17 protein-coding genes are annotated in these 17,340 nt (G+C 65.0%); 6 read left to right on the top strand and 11 right to left on the bottom strand.

Translation table 11 applies throughout. From position 1 onward, the window contains the following. Positions 1-11: 11 nt before the first annotated feature. The 5 genes from ACNO8S_RS02985 to ACNO8S_RS02965 all read right to left on the bottom strand — a co-directional run bounded on the left by ACNO8S_RS02985 (position 12) and on the right by ACNO8S_RS02965 (position 6,674). Positions 12-1,940 (bottom strand): SLC13 family permease, encoded by a 1,929-nt coding sequence (locus ACNO8S_RS02985; protein WP_023843140.1) that lies wholly within the window; start codon positions 1,938-1,940, stop codon positions 12-14. A 90-nt stretch (positions 1,941-2,030) separates the two neighbouring features. Beyond that, positions 2,031-2,933, bottom strand: a complete 903-nt coding sequence (locus ACNO8S_RS02980) for a diacylglycerol/lipid kinase family protein (protein WP_050037613.1) — start codon at positions 2,931-2,933, stop codon at positions 2,031-2,033. A gap of 51 nt (positions 2,934-2,984) precedes the next feature. Further along, positions 2,985-4,025 (bottom strand): hypothetical protein, encoded by a 1,041-nt coding sequence (locus tag ACNO8S_RS02975; protein WP_014039641.1) that lies wholly within the window; start codon positions 4,023-4,025, stop codon positions 2,985-2,987. A 95-nt stretch (positions 4,026-4,120) separates the two neighbouring features. Then, positions 4,121-6,049 carry a threonine--tRNA ligase gene (gene thrS, locus ACNO8S_RS02970; RefSeq protein ID WP_014039640.1) on the bottom strand — a complete coding sequence of 643 codons (1,929 nt, stop codon included), beginning with the start codon at positions 6,047-6,049 and terminating at the stop codon, positions 4,121-4,123. Between the two features lie 58 nt (positions 6,050-6,107). Next, positions 6,108-6,674 carry an HTH domain-containing protein gene (locus ACNO8S_RS02965; RefSeq protein ID WP_014039639.1) on the bottom strand — a complete coding sequence of 189 codons (567 nt, stop codon included), beginning with the start codon at positions 6,672-6,674 and terminating at the stop codon, positions 6,108-6,110. Between the two features lie 181 nt (positions 6,675-6,855). Between ACNO8S_RS02965 and ACNO8S_RS02960 the strand changes: the two genes are divergently transcribed. The 4 genes from ACNO8S_RS02960 (at position 6,856) to ACNO8S_RS02945 (ending at position 10,482) form a co-directional block, all read left to right on the top strand. After that, the gene (locus ACNO8S_RS02960) at positions 6,856-7,287 is read left to right on the top strand and encodes a universal stress protein (RefSeq protein ID WP_014039638.1); all 432 of its coding nucleotides are present in this window, start codon (positions 6,856-6,858) and stop codon (positions 7,285-7,287) included. Positions 7,288-7,397: 110 nt separating this feature from the next. Then, positions 7,398-7,910 (top strand): gamma carbonic anhydrase family protein, encoded by a 513-nt coding sequence (locus tag ACNO8S_RS02955; protein WP_014039637.1) that lies wholly within the window; start codon positions 7,398-7,400, stop codon positions 7,908-7,910. Positions 7,911-7,978: 68 nt separating this feature from the next. Further along, complete coding sequence (locus ACNO8S_RS02950) at positions 7,979-9,925, top strand: hypothetical protein (RefSeq protein ID WP_420182454.1); 1,947 nt, start codon at positions 7,979-7,981, stop codon at positions 9,923-9,925. Between the two features lie 83 nt (positions 9,926-10,008). Next, entirely contained in the window at positions 10,009-10,482 is a 474-nt protein-coding gene (locus tag ACNO8S_RS02945; RefSeq protein WP_044951693.1) for a peroxiredoxin, read from the top strand. A gap of 50 nt (positions 10,483-10,532) precedes the next feature. On the opposite strand, the gene ACNO8S_RS02940 is transcribed toward ACNO8S_RS02945, so the two are convergent. The 6 genes from ACNO8S_RS02940 to ACNO8S_RS02915 all read right to left on the bottom strand — a co-directional run bounded on the left by ACNO8S_RS02940 (position 10,533) and on the right by ACNO8S_RS02915 (position 15,129). Then, positions 10,533-11,570, bottom strand: coding sequence for a dipeptide epimerase (locus ACNO8S_RS02940; RefSeq protein ID WP_420182453.1), 1,038 nt, complete (start codon positions 11,568-11,570; stop codon positions 10,533-10,535). After that, on the bottom strand, positions 11,567-12,577 hold the full coding sequence (locus tag ACNO8S_RS02935) for a DUF1611 domain-containing protein (protein WP_420182452.1): 1,011 nt from the start codon (positions 12,575-12,577) through the stop codon (positions 11,567-11,569). The genes ACNO8S_RS02940 and ACNO8S_RS02935 overlap by 4 nt, the downstream gene beginning before the upstream one ends. Positions 12,578-12,652: 75 nt before the next feature. After that, the gene (locus ACNO8S_RS02930) at positions 12,653-13,546 is read right to left on the bottom strand and encodes a Vms1/Ankzf1 family peptidyl-tRNA hydrolase (protein WP_151146958.1); all 894 of its coding nucleotides are present in this window, start codon (positions 13,544-13,546) and stop codon (positions 12,653-12,655) included. 71 nt (positions 13,547-13,617) lie between these two features. Next, positions 13,618-14,283, bottom strand: a complete 666-nt coding sequence (locus ACNO8S_RS02925; protein WP_008310652.1) for a helix-turn-helix domain-containing protein — start codon at positions 14,281-14,283, stop codon at positions 13,618-13,620. A gap of 203 nt (positions 14,284-14,486) precedes the next feature. Continuing rightward, positions 14,487-14,624, bottom strand: coding sequence for a hypothetical protein (locus tag ACNO8S_RS02920; RefSeq protein WP_191450608.1), 138 nt, complete (start codon positions 14,622-14,624; stop codon positions 14,487-14,489). A 139-nt stretch (positions 14,625-14,763) separates the two neighbouring features. Further along, positions 14,764-15,129: a DUF5802 family protein gene (locus ACNO8S_RS02915; RefSeq protein WP_151102947.1), complete on the bottom strand. Its 366-nt coding sequence runs from the start codon at positions 15,127-15,129 to the stop codon at positions 14,764-14,766. 149 nt (positions 15,130-15,278) lie between these two features. Here ACNO8S_RS02915 and ACNO8S_RS02910 point away from each other — a divergent pair, with 149 nt between their 5' ends. Both ACNO8S_RS02910 and ACNO8S_RS02905 read left to right on the top strand, forming a co-directional pair. Beyond that, entirely contained in the window at positions 15,279-15,923 is a 645-nt protein-coding gene (locus ACNO8S_RS02910) for a DUF1405 domain-containing protein (RefSeq protein WP_151102946.1), read from the top strand. 96 nt (positions 15,924-16,019) lie between these two features. Further along, positions 16,020-17,309 (top strand): hypothetical protein, encoded by a 1,290-nt coding sequence (locus tag ACNO8S_RS02905; RefSeq protein ID WP_151102945.1) that lies wholly within the window; start codon positions 16,020-16,022, stop codon positions 17,307-17,309. The last annotated feature ends 31 nt before the right edge of the window (positions 17,310-17,340 follow it).

Raw genomic sequence — 17,340 nt, 5'->3', positions numbered from 1 at the left:
CCGCGGGATTTTTACAGCGGCCAGACGACAGACACCGAGAGCGTCGTGACGACGCACAGAAGGAGCTGTAGCGGGCCGCCGACGCGCAGGAAGTCGGTAAAGCGGTACCCGCCGGGGCCGTACACCATCAGGTTCGTCTGATAGCCGATGGGTGTCAGGAACGCCGTTGCGACTGCGAACGTCACGACGACGAGGAACGGGAACCCGGCGACGCCGATCTCGGCGGCGGTGGCGACGGCGATCGGGATCATCAGCACGACGGTCGCAGCCGGAGTGATGACGCTGGCGAGGACGGCCGTCAGGAGGTACACCAGCGCCAGCAGCGCCAGCGGCGGGAGGACGCCGGCCGCGTCGACGAGGAGGCCACCGACGAACGCGGCCCCACCGGTCGCTTGCATCGCCTGCCCCAGCGGGAGCAGTCCGGCAAGCAGGAACACGATGTTCCAGCTCACCGCGTCGTAGGCCTTCGATGCGCTCAGCGTGCCGGTCGCGACCGTGGCGACGACGCCGCCGAGTGCGGCGATGTAGATTGGAAGCAGATCCAGCGCCGCGAGCGCGATGACTGCGAGCAGGGTCGCGAGCGGGACCGCCGCCGCGGCGTCGAGCGACGGCGGGCCGCCGTCGAGCGCGTCGAACAACTCCGGGGGACCCTCGGTCAAGACCAGGTACCCCTCGTCCTGCAGGTGGCCCACCTCGTCGAGAGGCGTCTGGAGCAAGAGCAGGTCGCCAGCGGACAGCTCGACCGCCGCGAGGTTCTCGTGGATGATCTCGTCGCCGCGGCGGACGGCGAGGACCGTCACGTCGAACCGACTGCGCAGTTGCACGTCGGCGAGCCGCCGCCCGCGGAGCCGGGACTCCCTGTGAATGACGGCCTCCGCGAGAACGGCCGGATGGCCGCTCTCTGCCAGGAGGTCCGCCGTGACGGACTCGCGGGCGAGGTCCCGCAGGTCGAGCGTCTGGGCGAACTGATTGACGGCCTGTCGGTTCCCGCGGACGGTCAGCACGTCGCCGGGTTCGAGCGGTCGGTCGGTGGCCGTCGCGAAGAACGACTCGCCGTTGCGGTCGATCTGGAGCACATCGATGTCAAGCGGGTCGCTCGCGGCGAGGACCTGTTCGACGGTGGCCTCGGTCGGCAGCGACTCTCCCGCATCGACTACGTCCGCGACTGCTTCGACCACGTCGTCGGGGACGCCGCCTTCCAGCGCCTCCTGCACCGTCAGTCCGACCAGCGGCGACGAGTCCCGCACCTGTAACTGCGACAGGTGGCGGTCCATGTCGAACTCCTCCGTGAAGTCGGCCGCGGGGTGGACCCGTTCGGGAACGAGCGCCCGACCGACTGTCAGCAGGTAGGCCACGCCGACGGCGAGGATGACGACGCCGACGGGCGTCAGCGAGAACATCGAGAACGGTCGGCCAAGCAACTGCGCCGAGAGGTCGCTGGCGAGGAGGTTCGTCGAGGTACCGACCAGCGTGAGCGTCCCGCCGAGCATCGCGGCGAAAGAGAGCGGCAACAGCAGGTTCGACGGCGAGATACCGTATCGCTCCGAGAGCCCGGTGACCAGCGGGATGAAGACCGCGACCACCGGCGTGTTGTTGACGAACCCCGCGCTGACGCCCGTCGTGCCCACGATGGCGGCCAGCAGGCGCTGCTCGTCGCCGCCGGTCAGCGCCGCCAGCCTCCCGGCCAGCCAGTCGACGACGCCGGCCGATTCGACGCCGGCGCTGAGGATGTACATCGCGACGATGGTGACCACCGCCGGGCTGGCGAATCCCTCGATGGACGTCCGTGCCGGGACACCGGTGTACGGTTCCAGCACGACCAGCGCGACGAGGACGGCGATGGCCGTCATGTCAGGCGGCAGCCACTCGGTGACGAACAGCGTCAGGGCGGCGGCGACGAGCGCGAAGACCACGAGCGCACCCATCGAGAGCGGGGGCATACCATTGCCCTCGATGGATGGGGGCAAAAGCGTCGGGGGCGATTCCGACCGATCACCCCGCCGGTGGACGGCTGGGACAGGCGACCGGTCTCACTCCGGGTTCGGCGCGTAGCCCGCCCCGACGCGAAGCGTGAGGGCGCGCTCGCGCACCGACAGCGACAGCGCCTCGTGCGTGCTGAGTTCGCCGTCGCGGCTGAACGTGAGTTCGTCGCCGTCGCCGCTAACCGAGATCTCCTTCGCACGAACGTGGGTCACCCCGTCGGTATCGAGCGACAGGAGTCGCTGACCGATGGCCTCCGCGACGAGGTTCCCCGTTGGCATCTGTTCGACGATAGCCACGTCCAGCAGGCCGTCTTCCATGTTTGCTTGCCCGCCTTCCGCGACGAACTTACGGGCGTTGCCCACCAGGAGACAGGCGGACTCGCCCGACCATGTGAACGGGCCGTCCTCGCCGACAGCCGCGACAGTGATGTCGAACCCGTCGAAGCGGAGCGCCTCCTGTGCCCCGGTGAGCAGAAACGCCAGCGTACCGAACCGCTCTTTGAGGTCGCCCGGTGTCGAGACGCTGGCGTCGGCGGGGAGGCCGGCGATACAGGAGACGAGAAACGGCTCGTCGTCGGCGACACCGACATCGACCGGCCGCGTGTCTCCGGTGTCGGCGATTTCGACACCGTGTTCGATGTCCGTGACGCCGATGTTCCCGGCCAGGAGGTTCGCCGTTCCGGCCGGGATGACGCTCAGCGTCACCGAGTCGAGGTGGCCGGCGTCGTCGAGCCCACGGATGACCTCGTTCACCGTCCCGTCGCCGCCACAGACGGCGACCTCCGAAGCTTCGGCTCGACCCGCCTCGCGGCCGAGTTCGACCGCGTCGCCCGCCGCCTCGGTTTCGTACACCTCGAACCCGCGCGCCGCCATCAGCCGCGGGACGTAGTCGGCGTGCTCGCCGTCGCCACTGACGGGGTTGAGGATACACCGACGCGAGCCAATCTGCATGGTACTAGCGAGTCCGGTCCGGCACTTATACCGTGGTGATGTGCGGCGGCGTCAGTCCCAGTCGACGTCGACGCGCCGGTCCGTCTCGCGGAGAATGAAGGGGCCGATAGCGAGCGTTCGTTTGGTTATCGTGACGATACGGAGGATGTACGATATCAGGACCGTGAACGGAAGCAGCGATGCTGTCGTCGTCACCGCGAGGAGCCACAACACGTCGGGGACGCCGGCCGTGACGCCGACGAAATCTTGCACATCGAGGAACAATAACGAGGTGATTGCGACGGTAAGCGCCGGGATAGCGACGTACAGCAATGTCCGGGAGAGGTCGGACAGTTCCCACTGAAAGTACAGCGTCTTGAAGTGTTCCCGGGCCAGGCCGAACAGTTCGAGCGTCTCGACGAGTTCCGCAAGCGAGTCGTCGATCTCGTCGGTGAGTTCGTCGGCGTAGGCCTCGCGGATGCGTCGACCGGCGTACAGCTTCCAGGAGTAGTTGTAGTCCAGCGCGGCCTTGACGACGTCGAACTCGCCGAAGGTCCCGTCTTCGAGCTGAGCGGTGACGCTGTCGGCGTTGGTCAGCACGTCCGCCAGATAGTTCGACAGCAACGCCGCCAGGTCGTCATCGAGCGCCGCCTCCTCGGCGGCGTTCCGAGCATTCTCGGCCCGTTCGGCGGTCCCGCGGACCAGCGACCGGAGGAACGCCGAGGGCTCTGCCGGACTGACTGGCGTGTCGACGGCGTCGGCCACGTCGGCGCGGAACTGCATCGACCCGTCCATCCGCTCGCGCTGATCGCCCACTGCCCCGAGTTCCTGTGACAGGACGAGCTGGTTCAGTGTCAGAACCAGCGTAACGGCGGTTACAGTCCCCGTAATCAGCGCCTGAAACAGCGTTTCGACCGGGTCACCACGAGTCAACAGCGTCAATGCCGGTGTGGGATGCAAAAGTCCGACGGCGAGAATCCCACAGAACAGGACACCGGAGAGGAGGGCAGTGACGAGCCAGCGGTCCGCGTCGAGCAGGAGCCAGAGAAGTCGGGTGTCACCGGTGGCGCGCTCCCGCATGGTATCGCTCGACGCTCCACTGTCAGTGGTCATACAGGTCGGCTCGCCCGCCGGGGATAAAAGGGCGTGCCTGGCAGATGCCAGAAAGCCAGTACACCGTCGGTGAGAATCGGCCGAACGAACTGCAGCTATCGGCCGGCGAGGAACGTCACAGCGGTCCGCTGCTGCTCGACCTCGGTTTCGAGGTGGTCGCGGAACTCGGCGATATCGATGTCCTTCTCCTCGCGTTCCTTGCGGTCCCGGACCGAGATGGTCCCGGCCTCTTCCTCGTTGTCGCCGATGACACACATGTAGGGCACGCGGTCGTCGTGGGCCTGCTGGATCTTCTTGCCGACCGTCCAGGAGCGGTCCTCGATGGTGACCCGGAAGTCGTCGAGTTCGTCCTGAATCTCCTCGCAGTAGGCGATGTTGTCGTCGCTGACCGGCAGCAAGCGGATCTGTTCGGGGGCGAGCCACGGCGGGAACTTCCCGTTGTAGTGCTCGGTCAGCACCATGAAGAACCGCTCGTAGGAGCCATACAGCGCGCGGTGGATCATCACCGGGCGGTGCTCCTCGTTGTCCTCGCCGGTGTAGGAGAGGTCGAACCGCTCCGGCATGTTGAAATCCAGCTGGACAGTCGGGCCGTCCCAGTGGCGACCGAGCGCGTCCTCGAAGGCGAAGTCGATCTTCGGGCCGTAGAACGCGCCGTCGCCTTCCTCGACGACGTAGTCGATGTCCTGCTCGTCGAGGACGGCTTCGAGCTGAGACTCCGCTTTCTCCCAGATTTCGTCGCCGCCGACGGACTTCTCGGGCCGGGTGGCGAACTGGACGGTGTAGTCGAGGTTGAACGTGTCGAGCGTGTCGAGGATGATGTCGACCGTCGCCAGCACCTCCTCCTCTATCTGGTCCGGCCGGACGAACAGGTGGCCGTCGTCGATGGTAAAGGCCCACGTCCGGGAGAGCCCGGAGAGTTCGCCGCGCTGCTCTTTGCGGTACACCTTCCCGTCCTCGAAATACCGCACCGGCAGATCCCGGTAGCTCCAGGAATTCTGCTCGAAGATAGTGGCGTGGCCCGGGCAGTTCATCGGCTTCAGGCCGTACTCCTCGTCGTTGACGTCGAGCAGGAACATGTCGTCGACGTAGTTCTCGTAGTGGCCCGACTTCTTCCACAGTTCAGTGCGGAAGACGTGGGGCGTCTCGACCTCGTCGTAGCCGGCGTCGCGGTTGAGGCCGGCGACGTAGTCCGACAGCTCGTTGAGGATCTTCTTGCCGTTGGGTTCGTACAGCGGCAGGCCCGGCCCGGTCGTCTCGTCGATGGAGAACAGGTCCATCTCCTGGCCGATCTTGCGGTGGTCGCGCTCCTCGGCCTTGCGGCGCTGTTCGAGGAACTCGTCGAGCGCGTCCTCCGTCGGGAAGGCGGTCCCGTAGACGCGGGTCAGCGTCTCGTTGTCCTCCTCGCCGCGCCAGAAGGCAGCCGAGATTTCGAGCAGGGCGAAGCCACCGATCTCGCCGGTCGATTCGACGTGGGGGCCCTGACAGAGGTCCTCGAACTCGCCTTGGGTGTAGAAGGAGACGTCCTCGTCGTCCGCGGCCTCGGTTTCGAGGATGTCTTGTTTGAACTGATTGTCCTCGTAACGCTCGAAGGCTTCGTCTCGGTCGACGAGTTCGCGCTCGATGTCGAGGTCCTCCTCGATTATCGCCTCGGCTTCGGCCTCGATGGCTTCGAGGTCGTCCTCGTCGATGTCGACGTCGGTGATGTCGTAGTAGAACCCGTTGTCGGTCCACGGCCCGATTGTGAGCTTGGCATCAGGATAGAGGCGCTGTAGGGCCTGTGCGAAGACGTGGGCGGCGGAGTGCCGAAGCACGTCGAGATACTCGTCACTGCTCTCGGTGACGATTTCGAGCTCGACATCGGCTGTCAACGGCGCGTGCTTGTCGACAAGTTCGCCGTCGACGACGCCGGCGACCGTGTCGTCACCCAGCCCTGGCCCGATTTCGTAGGCGACATCCTCGACCGTGCTGCCGCGCTCGACCTCTAGTGGGGTCCCGTCGGGCAGCGTGACCGTGACCGTACTCATATCCGAGGATACGACGGCGGCCGGGGATAAGTGTATTGAGACGCGGGCGACGCTGGCGTTACTCTGGCAACAGCGGGTCCGAGTCCTCGTCGATAGCGTCGGCCGCCGGCAGGTCAGACTGGGCTGGCGGCCGCGCCGCACTCGCCCGTTCCAGCGATGAAAACGTCGATTCGTCTTCCCCTTCGAGCATGGTGAGCCGGTCCCTGACAGTGACCGTCTCCCCGTCGGCTGTGTGCGGCGTCACGCACCTGAGCTTCGCTCCGTCGTACTCGGCTAATAGTTGGATCGGGAACACGAGCGCGCGGTACTGCTCTCCCGTTATTTCCGAATCTACCGACCGCACCCGGAACGCTGGGTCGAGTGAACAGTCGTTTCGTTTTGCCCACTCCTGAAAGACGCTAACTCGGTTGAGTGCGAATAGCCCGAGCTCAGTCCGTGCCTCCGCTGGTGTGGACGGGATCTGCCGGCCAATTACCTGAACGGCAATATCTGACAGAACGTCAGCGTCCGACAGTCCCTGAAGCCGGTCGATGACCGCAGCCTGTTGCTGCGTGTGCCCGTCGGGCAGGAGTGAACGAACGTACAGTTCTGCCCGTGTCTCGTCTGGCTGCGTGCTCCCCTGCATCGTATAGAAATTAATGGACAGCGACCGGCAAAAGTATTCCTGTTGACAAATAATGGTTAGAACGATTATACACTGAACGACGGAAGGTGAATCAACGGTTTCACCGTCGGTTGGACAGCCACGGACCGCGTCAACGTGATAGGGAGTACTATGTGGGCACAGTTCGCATGAGAAGCCGGATATGTATGATTCGGTGCTCGTAGCCACAGACGGCAGTTCGGGTACGACGGAGACGCTCGCACACGCCACCTCTATCGCGCGCGACAACGACGCGACCCTCCACGGCCTGTACGTCGTGGACAAGCGGCTGTACCTCGCGGCCGACAAATCCAATCAGGACGAAGTGCGGCAGTCGCTGGAGGAAGAGGGGGACGTCGCGCTCGACGACATCGTGGTCAGCGGCGAGGAGTCCGGCGTCGAGGTCGTCACAACCATGGAAGAGGGCATTCCCCACAAGACGATCACCGACTACGCCGAGCAGGAGGATATAGATCTCATCGTGATGGGGACCCACGGTCGAACCGGACGGGACCGGGTCGCCAATCTCGGGAGCGTCACCGAGCGCGTTGTGCAGAGCGCGCCCGTCCCCGTCCTCGTGGTCCACATCGAATAGCTCAGGTGGGGTACCGTTCGTATCGCGGACGTGCTTGACGGCGGACAGACCACCAGTAGCACCCCGTTCTGACCGGTATCTTTTCGAGCCGCCGACACGATGGGAGCAGTATGGACAGCCGAGAGTACACCTTCGAGGGAGCCACGCCGGACATCCACGGATACGCCCACGTCAGCCGCGAGGCGACGCTGGTGGGCGACGTCACTGTCGGCCCGAACGCGAACGTCTGGCCCGGCGTCGTGTTGCGCGGCGACGTGGCGCCCGTCGAGGTGGGCCGTGAATCGGCGATCGGTGACGGGGCTATCGTCCACGCATCGACCGTCGGCGAGAAGGTGATGGTCGGCCACGGAGCCGTCCTCAACGACGCAGCGGTCAAGGACGGGGCGCTCGTTGGCTTCAACTCGACAGTCAGCGACGCCACCATCGGCGAGGGCTCCATCGTCGCGATGGGGACGGTCGTCCCGCCGGGCTACGAGGTTCCTGCGGAGTCGTTCGTCCGTGGGAGCCCGGCCACGGTGACACCGCTGTCAGAGACAACAATCGACCCGAACGAGGTGTTCGAGGCGTTCAGCTCCGGCGATTACGCCAACCTCGCGGCCCGCCACGAGGATCTCTTCGAGTAACACCGGGTATCAACGCTGGAGACACACGACGGGTCACTTATAGTGGAAGAGCCCACACAGTACCGAGCATGGACGATATCGTCGACCTGGTGACCCGGTCGCTCGCCGACGACACTGCCGCCGAGTTCACCGAGCGGGTCGACGAACAGGCGATGCAGCTCCGGAGAGCCATCGAGGCCGGAGAGTTCGACAACGAAGCGTTCTCCGTCGGCCTGGAGATCGAACTGTACGCCATCAACGCGGAGCCGGACCCACCCGAGCCAGACGAGGAAGCAGACGACGAGGGGGTCGCCGAAGAAGACCTCGACGACGACCTGAGCGGATCGGGCGGGGCGGCCTGGAGCGGGTCGCTCGACGCGCCGGCGGAGCCAGAAGACGGCGCTGGCGCATCACTGGAACCAAATGGCGACGGGCCGTCGCTGGAGCCAGACGAAGGCGACCCGCTGGAACCAGCCGGCGGTGAGTCACTGGACCAGAACGCCGGCGAAACCGCTGCCGAGTCCGAGGATTCGTTCGGTCCCGGAGAGGGACCGTCGCTCGACATCGACCCGGACAGCCCGCTGGCCGAGGACGAACCAGAGACGCCAGAGGAGGAGGAGGCCGAACCGGCCGTCGAGTCGTCAGTCGAGGAAGAAAGTGACGAGCCGTACATGGACCCCGAGGACTGGGAGGGGCGGCTGACCCGCCTGCCCGACGTGGTGTTCGAGGGCGAGGCCAACAAGGAACTGGGCCTGCACAACGCCGAGGTCAACACCGAACCGAACAGCTTCGACCAGACCGGGATGGAGGTCCAGACGACGGCGGTGGAGATGCAGACGAAACAGGCCCGCCAGCAGGCGAGCAAGCACAACTGCGAACTCGTCCTCGACGCGATGTGGACCATCCCGCCCGAGGAGGGCAGCGAGCAGTACCTCTCGGCGCACGAGACGAACGACGGCGTCGTCCTCGCGGACAACATGCGGCAGGCTCCCAGATACGTGGCGCTGGACAACGAGGCGCTGGACCACGCCGGCGGCAGTATCGACTTCGACGTGCCGGGGCACAGCGGGTCGTTCCCGACGATTCTGTTCGAGTCGCTGGCCACCTCGATCCAGCCACACCTTCAGGTTCCGGATGCCGAGGCGTTCCCCGAGTACTACAACGCCGCGATACGGACGCTCGGGCCGCTGCTCGCGCTCTCGGTGAACTCGCCGTTCCTCCCCGCGGACATGTACGACGACACCGACGGCGAGTGGCTCTGTGACAACACCCATCACGAACTCCGCATCGCGGCCTTCGAGCAGTCGGTCAACACCAGCGAGAACCCGAAAGTGCGGGTCCCGCGGGACCTCGACGACACGACGGATGTCGTCGGTCGCGTCGTTGACGACGACCTGTTCGCGCCGTTCCTGCGGGAGTTCCTGCACGACGACGAGCGAACGGCGTTCGAAGACGAGTTCTGGGAGTTCGACCACAAGCGCGGGACCTACTGGCGCTGGCTCCGCTGTGTCGTCGGCGGAGCCCCCGTCGACGGGGCAAGCACTGAAAAGTCGCTTCGCATCGAGTACCGCCCGCTGCCGACCCAGCCCCACGCCAAAGACATGATCGGACTGCAGGCGCTGACGGTCGGTCTCATCCGCGGGCTGGTCGTCGCCGACCATCCCGCCGCGGAACTGCCCTGGCAGGAGGCCAGGCGGAGCTTCTACAGCGCCGCGCAGGACGGCTCTGAGGCCGACCTCTCGTGGGTGACAGCCGAGGGCGAGCGAACAGCCGACCACGACGAGATCTACGACGAAATCTTCGAGTACGCCCGTCTGGGGCTGGCCGAGCAGGGCGTGCCCGAGGCTCGCATCGACGAGTATCTCGACCCGATTGAAGCCCGCTACGAGGCCGGCATGACCCCGAGCGACTGGAAGATCGACCGGGTTCGACAGTCCCTCGATTCCGGCGACGACCTCTCGACGGCCATCCAGTCGATGCAGCGGGACTACATCGGGGCGAGCCGCGAGCACCACTCCTTTGCGGAGTGGCTGTAAGCGACCAGTCCCACGGCGGCAAGGAGTCGGCAACCCTGCCGGATGGCGGGTATTTATTCGGGTGACGCCGTTATATTCGGGTGATGGTATCCACAGGCGACACAGCGCCGGACATCTCGGCGACAATCGCGAACGGTGAGGTAGCGGACTTCGAACTGAGCGACCACCTGGGCGACGGGCCGGTCGTGCTCGCCTTCTTCCCGGGTGCGTTCACGCCGCCGTGCTCCAACGAGATGGTGGCCCTGCAGGAGCATCTCGGGGACTTCCACGACGCCGGCGCGACGGTGCTCGGCCTCAGCGCCGACTCGGCGTTCTCGCTGAACTCCTTCCGCGACGAGCACGGTCTGGAGTTCGACCTGGTCAGCGACATGGGCCGGTCGGCGATTCAGGACTACGACCTCGAAATCGACATCGAAGACCTCGGGCTGCTCGGCGTCGCGAACCGCGCCGTGTTCGTCGTCGACGACGACGGCGAAGTCTCCTATAGCTGGGTCGCCGACGACCCGACCAACGAGCCGGACTACGACGAACTGCTGGACGCCGTCGAGTCGGCGTAAACGGGCCACATAATACTCCGAACCGAATTTTTATCGGTACTGTCTCACAGCTACGCGTCTCGCGCCCGCCGAGCACCGGTGCCGGCCGACACCGCAGCGAGGTCGAACACGGCACCGTCAAGCGGCACGCCGGCGTAGGGGTCCGATGCCAGCAGGAGCGCCCCGTCGAGGTCGACGTAGTCGACAAGCGGCGCGAGGTGGACCGCCGCGGCAATGCTGGCGTTTGACTCGACCATGCAGCCGAGCATCGAGTCGAGACCGTGCGCGTCGGCGGCGTTGAGCAGTCGGGTTGCGGGCCGGAGCCCGCCGCATTTGACCAGTTTGGCGTTGACGATGTCGCAGGCGTCGGCGACCCGTGGGACGTCCGACGCGGTGACGCAGGACTCATCGGCAGCGACGGGGATATCGGTCGCGTCGGTCACGCGGCGGAGGCCGTCGATGTCGTCGGCTTCGACCGGCTGTTCGAGCATCGTGACGCCGGCGTCGGCGAGCCACGCAGTCTTATCGATAGCCTCCCCGGCGGTCCAGGCGGCGTTGGCGTCGACGCGTACCTCGGCGTCGGGGGCCGCGTCCCGGACCGCGTCCAGTCGCGCCCGGTCGTCGTCGGTTCCGAGTTTGACCTTCAGGTGGCCGAAGCCGTTGCCCGCCGCTTTCCTGGCCTTCTCGGCCATCCGCTCGGGCGAGTCGATGCCGACCGTATAGGTCGTCGGCGGGACAGCGTCAGGGTCGAGTCCCCACTGGCGGTACAGCGGCAGGTCCAGGCTTCGAGCGGCGAGGTCGTGGACGGCGATGGAGAGTGCCATCCGGGCAGCAGGCTGATTCGGCGCTTGCTCGCCGAGTTCTCGTTCAATATGCTGCTGGGCGTGCGGGTCGCCGATGCGGGCGACGGTCTCACAGAGCGAGGGCAGCGTTTCGGCCACTGACTGCGCGCTCTCGTCGTAGTACGCCGACGGCGTGACAGCCCCGATGCCGGTGGTTCCCTCGTGGGTGAGTTCGACCACGACGGTCTCGCTGGTCTCGCTGGTCTCCCGCGAGATGCCGAACGGGTTCGACAGCGGCAGGTCGTGGCGGTCGACAGTCCAGTTCATAGGATGGCGTCCAGCACCTCGTCGGGGACGCCGTGGCGGACGGGGTCCGTCGCCGGTGCGCCGAGGGATTCGCTGTACCCCGCGACAGCATCCGCGGCCTCGCTGTCGTCGAGATGGCGCGTGTTCAGCATCCCCGCGACGACTGACGCGTCCGAGATAGGCGCGGCCAGCCGCTCGTAGATGTCGACGTACTCGGGGAGCGGTGGAATGTCGAAGGACTCGTAGCCGTGAATCGCCTCGCGGCCGGCCTCGTGGCACATGACGAGCGCGTCGGGAGCCGACCCGTGGAGGATGCTCGTCGTCACGCCCGAATAGGCCGGGTGGGCAAGCGCGCCCTGACCCTCGACCACGAGGAGGTCCGCCGCCTGTGCCGCTTCGACCAGTCGCTCGACAGCGCCGGCGGCGTAGTCGGCGATGACGCGGTCGACGACGATGCCCCGGCCGGAGATGGCGATGCCGGTCTGACCGGTCGGGACGACGGCGGCGTCGAGGCCGCGCTCCCGCGCCGCGTCGCGAATTTCGAACGATGCGGTCATCTTCCCCGTCGAGCAGTCGGTGCCGACGGTCGTCACGACCGTCGCGTCCACGTCGCCGGCGGTCCCCGCCGCCACAGTCAGGTCCTCAGGTGGCTTTCGGAGGTCGTGCAGTTCGGCGTCGTGTTCCGCGGCGAGGCGGGCGAACTCCTCGTCGTCGGCCAGGAAGTAGTGCAGTCCCGAGTACACGTCACAGCCGCGTTCGAGCGCCATTCGCACGTCAGCGCGCCAGGACTCGTCGAACTCGCCGCCGATGGGCGAGATGCCGATGACGAGCGCGTCGACGTCGGGTGCGTCGGCCATCGACGCGACGATTGGGGCGTCCTGTACGTCCGGCAGCGAGTCGTGGACGCGTTGGCCGGCCCGCTCGCGGTCGACGAGTGCTCGTACTTCCCGGTCGCCGTACCGCAACAGCCCGACAGCCGTCTTGGCTCGGTCGGGAAAGGCGTCGTGTGTTAAGATGGCTACGGCCATGGCCGGACAGAATCACCGCCCCGCGAAAAAGCTACGGAACCGGCACCGAGGGTGCCGGAATGAACAGGGCCCAAACTACGGCACGCGCAACCGAACGGTCCACAGTGACCGGACGGCATCGTCAAGTGCTGTGTCGGGCTCCCCAGTCGCGTCGACCGGTTTCATCGCCGTCGAAAGGTCCTCGAACTCGTGGATAACCGACCCCTCGCCGACGACGTACAGCCGGTCGGGGGACACCTCCTCGATAGCGGCCCGGCAGCGGTCAAGATGGGAGTCGATCTGCTGGTCCCGGAGCCGCTCGAACCGGCTCTGTGAGAAGCCGCCCTTGGAGTGCTGGCTCTTTAGCTCCGAGTCGAAGCCGTGGAAGGCAGTCTGCTCCCGGCCGTCGTACTCGCCCAGGGCGAACAGGTCGGAACGGACTAGCGCGACGACGTGCTTGCCGGTGGGCTCGAACCACGACCGCTCCAGTCGAACGGCGTCGGCCCACTCGGTGAACGGCGACGGCGGCGCGGGGACGGACAGACACGCCGACAGAAGGCCTGCGTCATCCGTAACAGCCAGGCACGGCGCGGCGCTGGCGACCAGCGACGCGCGGTCGCCGAAGGCATCCCGGACCGGGCCTGGCAGGGAGTGCTCCCCGTCGACGTAGGCAGTAAAGACGCCTTCCGGCTCCGTCTCGAAGGACTCCAGCCGGTCGAGGACCTCACTCAGCCGCGACCTGCTGAGCGTCTCCTCGGCCCGGAACGTCGATTCGCCTTCTTCGTCCTGCAACCGCTCGACGCGGTCTTGGAGTTCGGCGACGCGGTCCTCCAGCCGGTTGACCTCGGCCTCGGCCCGCTGGCGCTCGGTCGCTGCGTCGGCGCGGCGTTCCTTCTCGGCGTCGAGCTGTCGTTCGAGGTGATGGTTCTCCTCTTCGAGTTCGGCCACCCGCTCTTTCAGCGACGCTCTGCCCAGCAACCGGTCAAGCATCGACTGGATGGCGGACGGGGACGGGCTTAAAAGTGACTTCCCGGACCGCCACTGCACCGAGGAGCCGTCAGTCAATCTGGCGTTTCGCTGTCATCACGCAGTGACGATATGATGAGTCGCTTGATGCCGCGTCGGAGGAGCCCACTGGCAGCCGGCTGAGAGATATCGAGATCCGCGGCGACATCGCTGAGGGTCGCGTTCCGCGGTTCTTCGAAATACCCTGTTTCGAATGCGACGAGGAGCGCCTCTCGCTGGCTATCGGTCAACCCGGCGTCGGTGTTCCCCAAACTGGCGTATTCGTTCACGCGCAGTAAATCGATATCAATCCCGTTCTGTTGTGCGTAGTCCCAGAGGTGAACTAGATCCGTTCGGTCGGGCATCCACACTGTGAGAATCCAGGCACTCCCGTCGTTCTCCATGTCGAGTATGACACCGTTCGCGGAGGAAATTACAGGTGAGAGGATTTTCGCTTCGTCCGTGTACTCGAAGCTGTAGATGGCCTCGTCGTCTCGGGTTTCGATGACTCGCTCGAATTCGCCGATGGTACTGTCGTTCCGTAATCCGTCTTCGAACTGCTGGAAATCGGACGATTCGATGTGATAGAAGAATTTCCCCGAGGTCGGGTCTGTTCCCGCCTCTGACACCGACCTGACTTTCGAACTGCGGTCGTGAGTAACGGTCTCCGTGAGCACGATGTCCGGGTGCTCGGCTCGGACGACCGCCGTGATATCGGTCATTGTTCTGTATCGTGGTTTGGTGCGCTAACGCGGACAAGTAGGCGTTATAACGGTAGCCGTGCGGTAGCTTAACTGGGTCGGTTGGTCGTGGTTTCTGCGCACGGGACTGCGGTCAGGGTTTGCACGTCGATACGAGCCGGTCAGCCTGGGAGACCCGATCAGAAATCACCCCACTGTTCAGCACAGTCCCGCACATCGATGGTTCAGACGCGATGATTGAACAGCACGGCCCAGAGACGCTCGAACCAGCCGGCTTCGGACGACGGGGTGGTCCCTGCGGGGAGGTAGAATTTGGATTCCGTAGCTCTGTCCTGATCGTCTGCAAGGTTCCGCTGTGGCATCAGGTGAATAGTAGTCCCCTGACTGCATTGCTCTGTAGCTTAAGCGTATAACCTACTTATACCGGCCCGCGAGAAGTCGCTCGCTTTCTGCCCGCTCAGTGAAAACGGAGACTGTCATCAGAGCGGGGGTTCGACGACCTCAGACCGCGGTATCGGGCAGTGTCGGCGTCCCCTCGGAGATAGAGAGCAGTTGTGCGGCGTGGTCCGCTTTCGCCAGGAACACTTCTTCGAGGCTGGGCGGGTTCCGGACGTTGGCGTTTTCAAGCATCGATTCGGGCACGACGAGTGTGTCTGCCGGGACCTGTTCGTCCCCGTGGACGGCGAAGTGCTGGGAACCGAGCTTCATTACAAGCGGATAGTCTGTGCGTTCGACCCCCTCGCCGGAGGCGTACAACTGTTCGTTCACTCGTTCGTGCTGCTCGCGACACATCGCGGCCGCCGCGTCGTCTCTCGGTTCGACGTAGAGGCGGCCGAGGTAGTATCCGCGCGAAAACTGTTCGAACATCGGTGCATCTGGATGTGTGTCATTGACATACATAAGTGTTCGCCGGCAGCCTTTTGCCGTCGTGCAAACAGCGCGGACTCAGTGGGTGGACGACGCGGTGTCGGCTCCCGTCCGACAGGGCTATGCCGCGAGCGGCCCCGGTTCGACCCATGAGCGAGCAGCGGGGGCCGTTGCCACGTCGGTACGCGCGGTACTACCTGGAACAGACACCGAGCCTCGTGTGGCTGCTGGTCGTCAACGCCGTCGCGATGCTCGTCGGCGTCCGGTACTACGTCGAAACGATGCCCGACGTGTCGACGTTTCTCTGGCCACTTTATGCTGATTCGCCGGCTGCACTATTCCTGATGACACTGTCGGTGGCTACCCTCCTGCCGTTCCTCGGCAAGTCGCTCGACGAGGTGCCGCTGACGGTGCCGCTGGCGTACCTCCATACCATCGCGCTTGTCTGGCTAGTCAAGATGGGTCTGTGGACCGTCGTGGCGTTAAACATCGGCTTCGACGCCTATTTCCCGGCTCCGTGGGCGTACTTCGGCATCATCGTCACCCACCTCGGGTTCGTTGCCGAGGGGCTGTTAGTCCCTCACTACGCCCGGACGACGAAGGGTGCGCTCGTGACTGCGCTGGTTTTGGCGCTCGGCAACGACGTGCTCGACTACGGCTTCGGCTATCATCCGCCACTCCGGTACAACCCAGGTCTCGTGTTACCGCTCGCCACCGTCGCGCTCTCGGTGCTGTCGGTAGTGATCGCCTGGCAGCTGCTGCCGATGGAAAGGCCGATGCAAAAGGCAGCTTAAACACTCTTGGACTATCTGCGATTGTTTCAGTCGTCTGTGAACGACACGAACGAAGGCGTTTCTTTTTGATGTGGGAGGGTAGAGGTATGGATAGGAATGAGTCCACGTCAGGCCACGCTCCTCACAGTGCTGGTAATCGTCGGGACTGTCGCTGTCGGCCTCCCGGCCGTGACAGCGCAGGAGACCGCGACGGAGACAGTGGCCACGCAGAACGACTCTACTAGCGGGATGGGGACGCAACTCACGGCGTTCCTCCAGTCGAACTCTGCCGCCGCGAACGACACGGTCGAGAACGGGATGTGGCGGTCGGCGTACAACCAATCGAACGGAACTGAACGAGCCGAACTGGTCACGGAGCGAGCTGGCTCGCTCGAACGCCGGCTCGAACGGCTTCAGGAGCGCAACGCCACGCTTGAACAGCGATACGAGAACGGAAACATCAGTGAGCAGGCGTACATAGCTCAGCAGAGCCGCCTCACGGCGGAGATCGCGGGCCTACAGACCGCGATTAACGACACCGACACGGCCGCCGAACAGACCGGTGTGAACGACACCGCACTGGAGCGACTGAAACAGAACGCAAGCAAGCTCTCCGGCCAGCAGGTCTCGTCGATTGCTCGCGGCATCGCCGGACCACCAGAGACCGCCGGCCCAGGTGAGCAGGGACCACCGGACGACGCCGGAGTCAATCGAAGTGAGCAGGGACCGCCGGACGATGTTGGGACCAACCAGAGCGAACAGGGACCACCAGCCAACACGTCCGAACGGGGTGCAAACCAGAGTGAACAGGGACCGCCTGCTGACGCCCCCGGACAACAACGAAACGAGAGCGACCAGGGGCCACCGGACGACGGGCCTGACGACAGCGGAAACGAAACCGGGGAGTCCACACAGGGAAACGGGGCTGAACAGGGCAACGACAGAGGCAACGGGAATGGGGACGGCAATGACAGCGGCGACAATACCGCAGGAGACGACAGCGGTTCAGATGAAGCCGACAGTGGTGGGGAGGATGATTCAGCCGGTACATCGGACTCGGACGACAGTGCTGACGACAGTTCCGATGGCTCTGACGGAAGTTCTGGCAGTGACGGTGCTGACGACAGTTCCGATGACTCTGACGGGAGTTCTGGCAGTGACGGTGCTGACGACAGTTCCGATGACTCTGACGGGAGTTCTGGCAGTGACGGTGCTGAGGACACCTCTGATAGTAACGGTGCTGATGATTCTGGCGGCGCGTCCGGCGGTAACAACGGCGACGCGAATAACGGCGGAAACGATAACGGGCAAGGGAACAGTGGCGGACAGGGCGGTAATGGCGGAAGCGGCCAGGGGAACGGGAACAGCGGCTCACAGAGCATGTCGTGGATTGACCTGCTAACGTAGCCGGGAGACACCAGTAAACCGCCCGACGAGA

The organism is Haloarcula sp. KBTZ06 (assembly GCF_048595605.1).
Lineage (GTDB): Archaea > Halobacteriota > Halobacteria > Halobacteriales > Haloarculaceae > Haloarcula > Haloarcula hispanica.
This window is presented reverse-complemented; position numbering and strand designations above follow the sequence as displayed.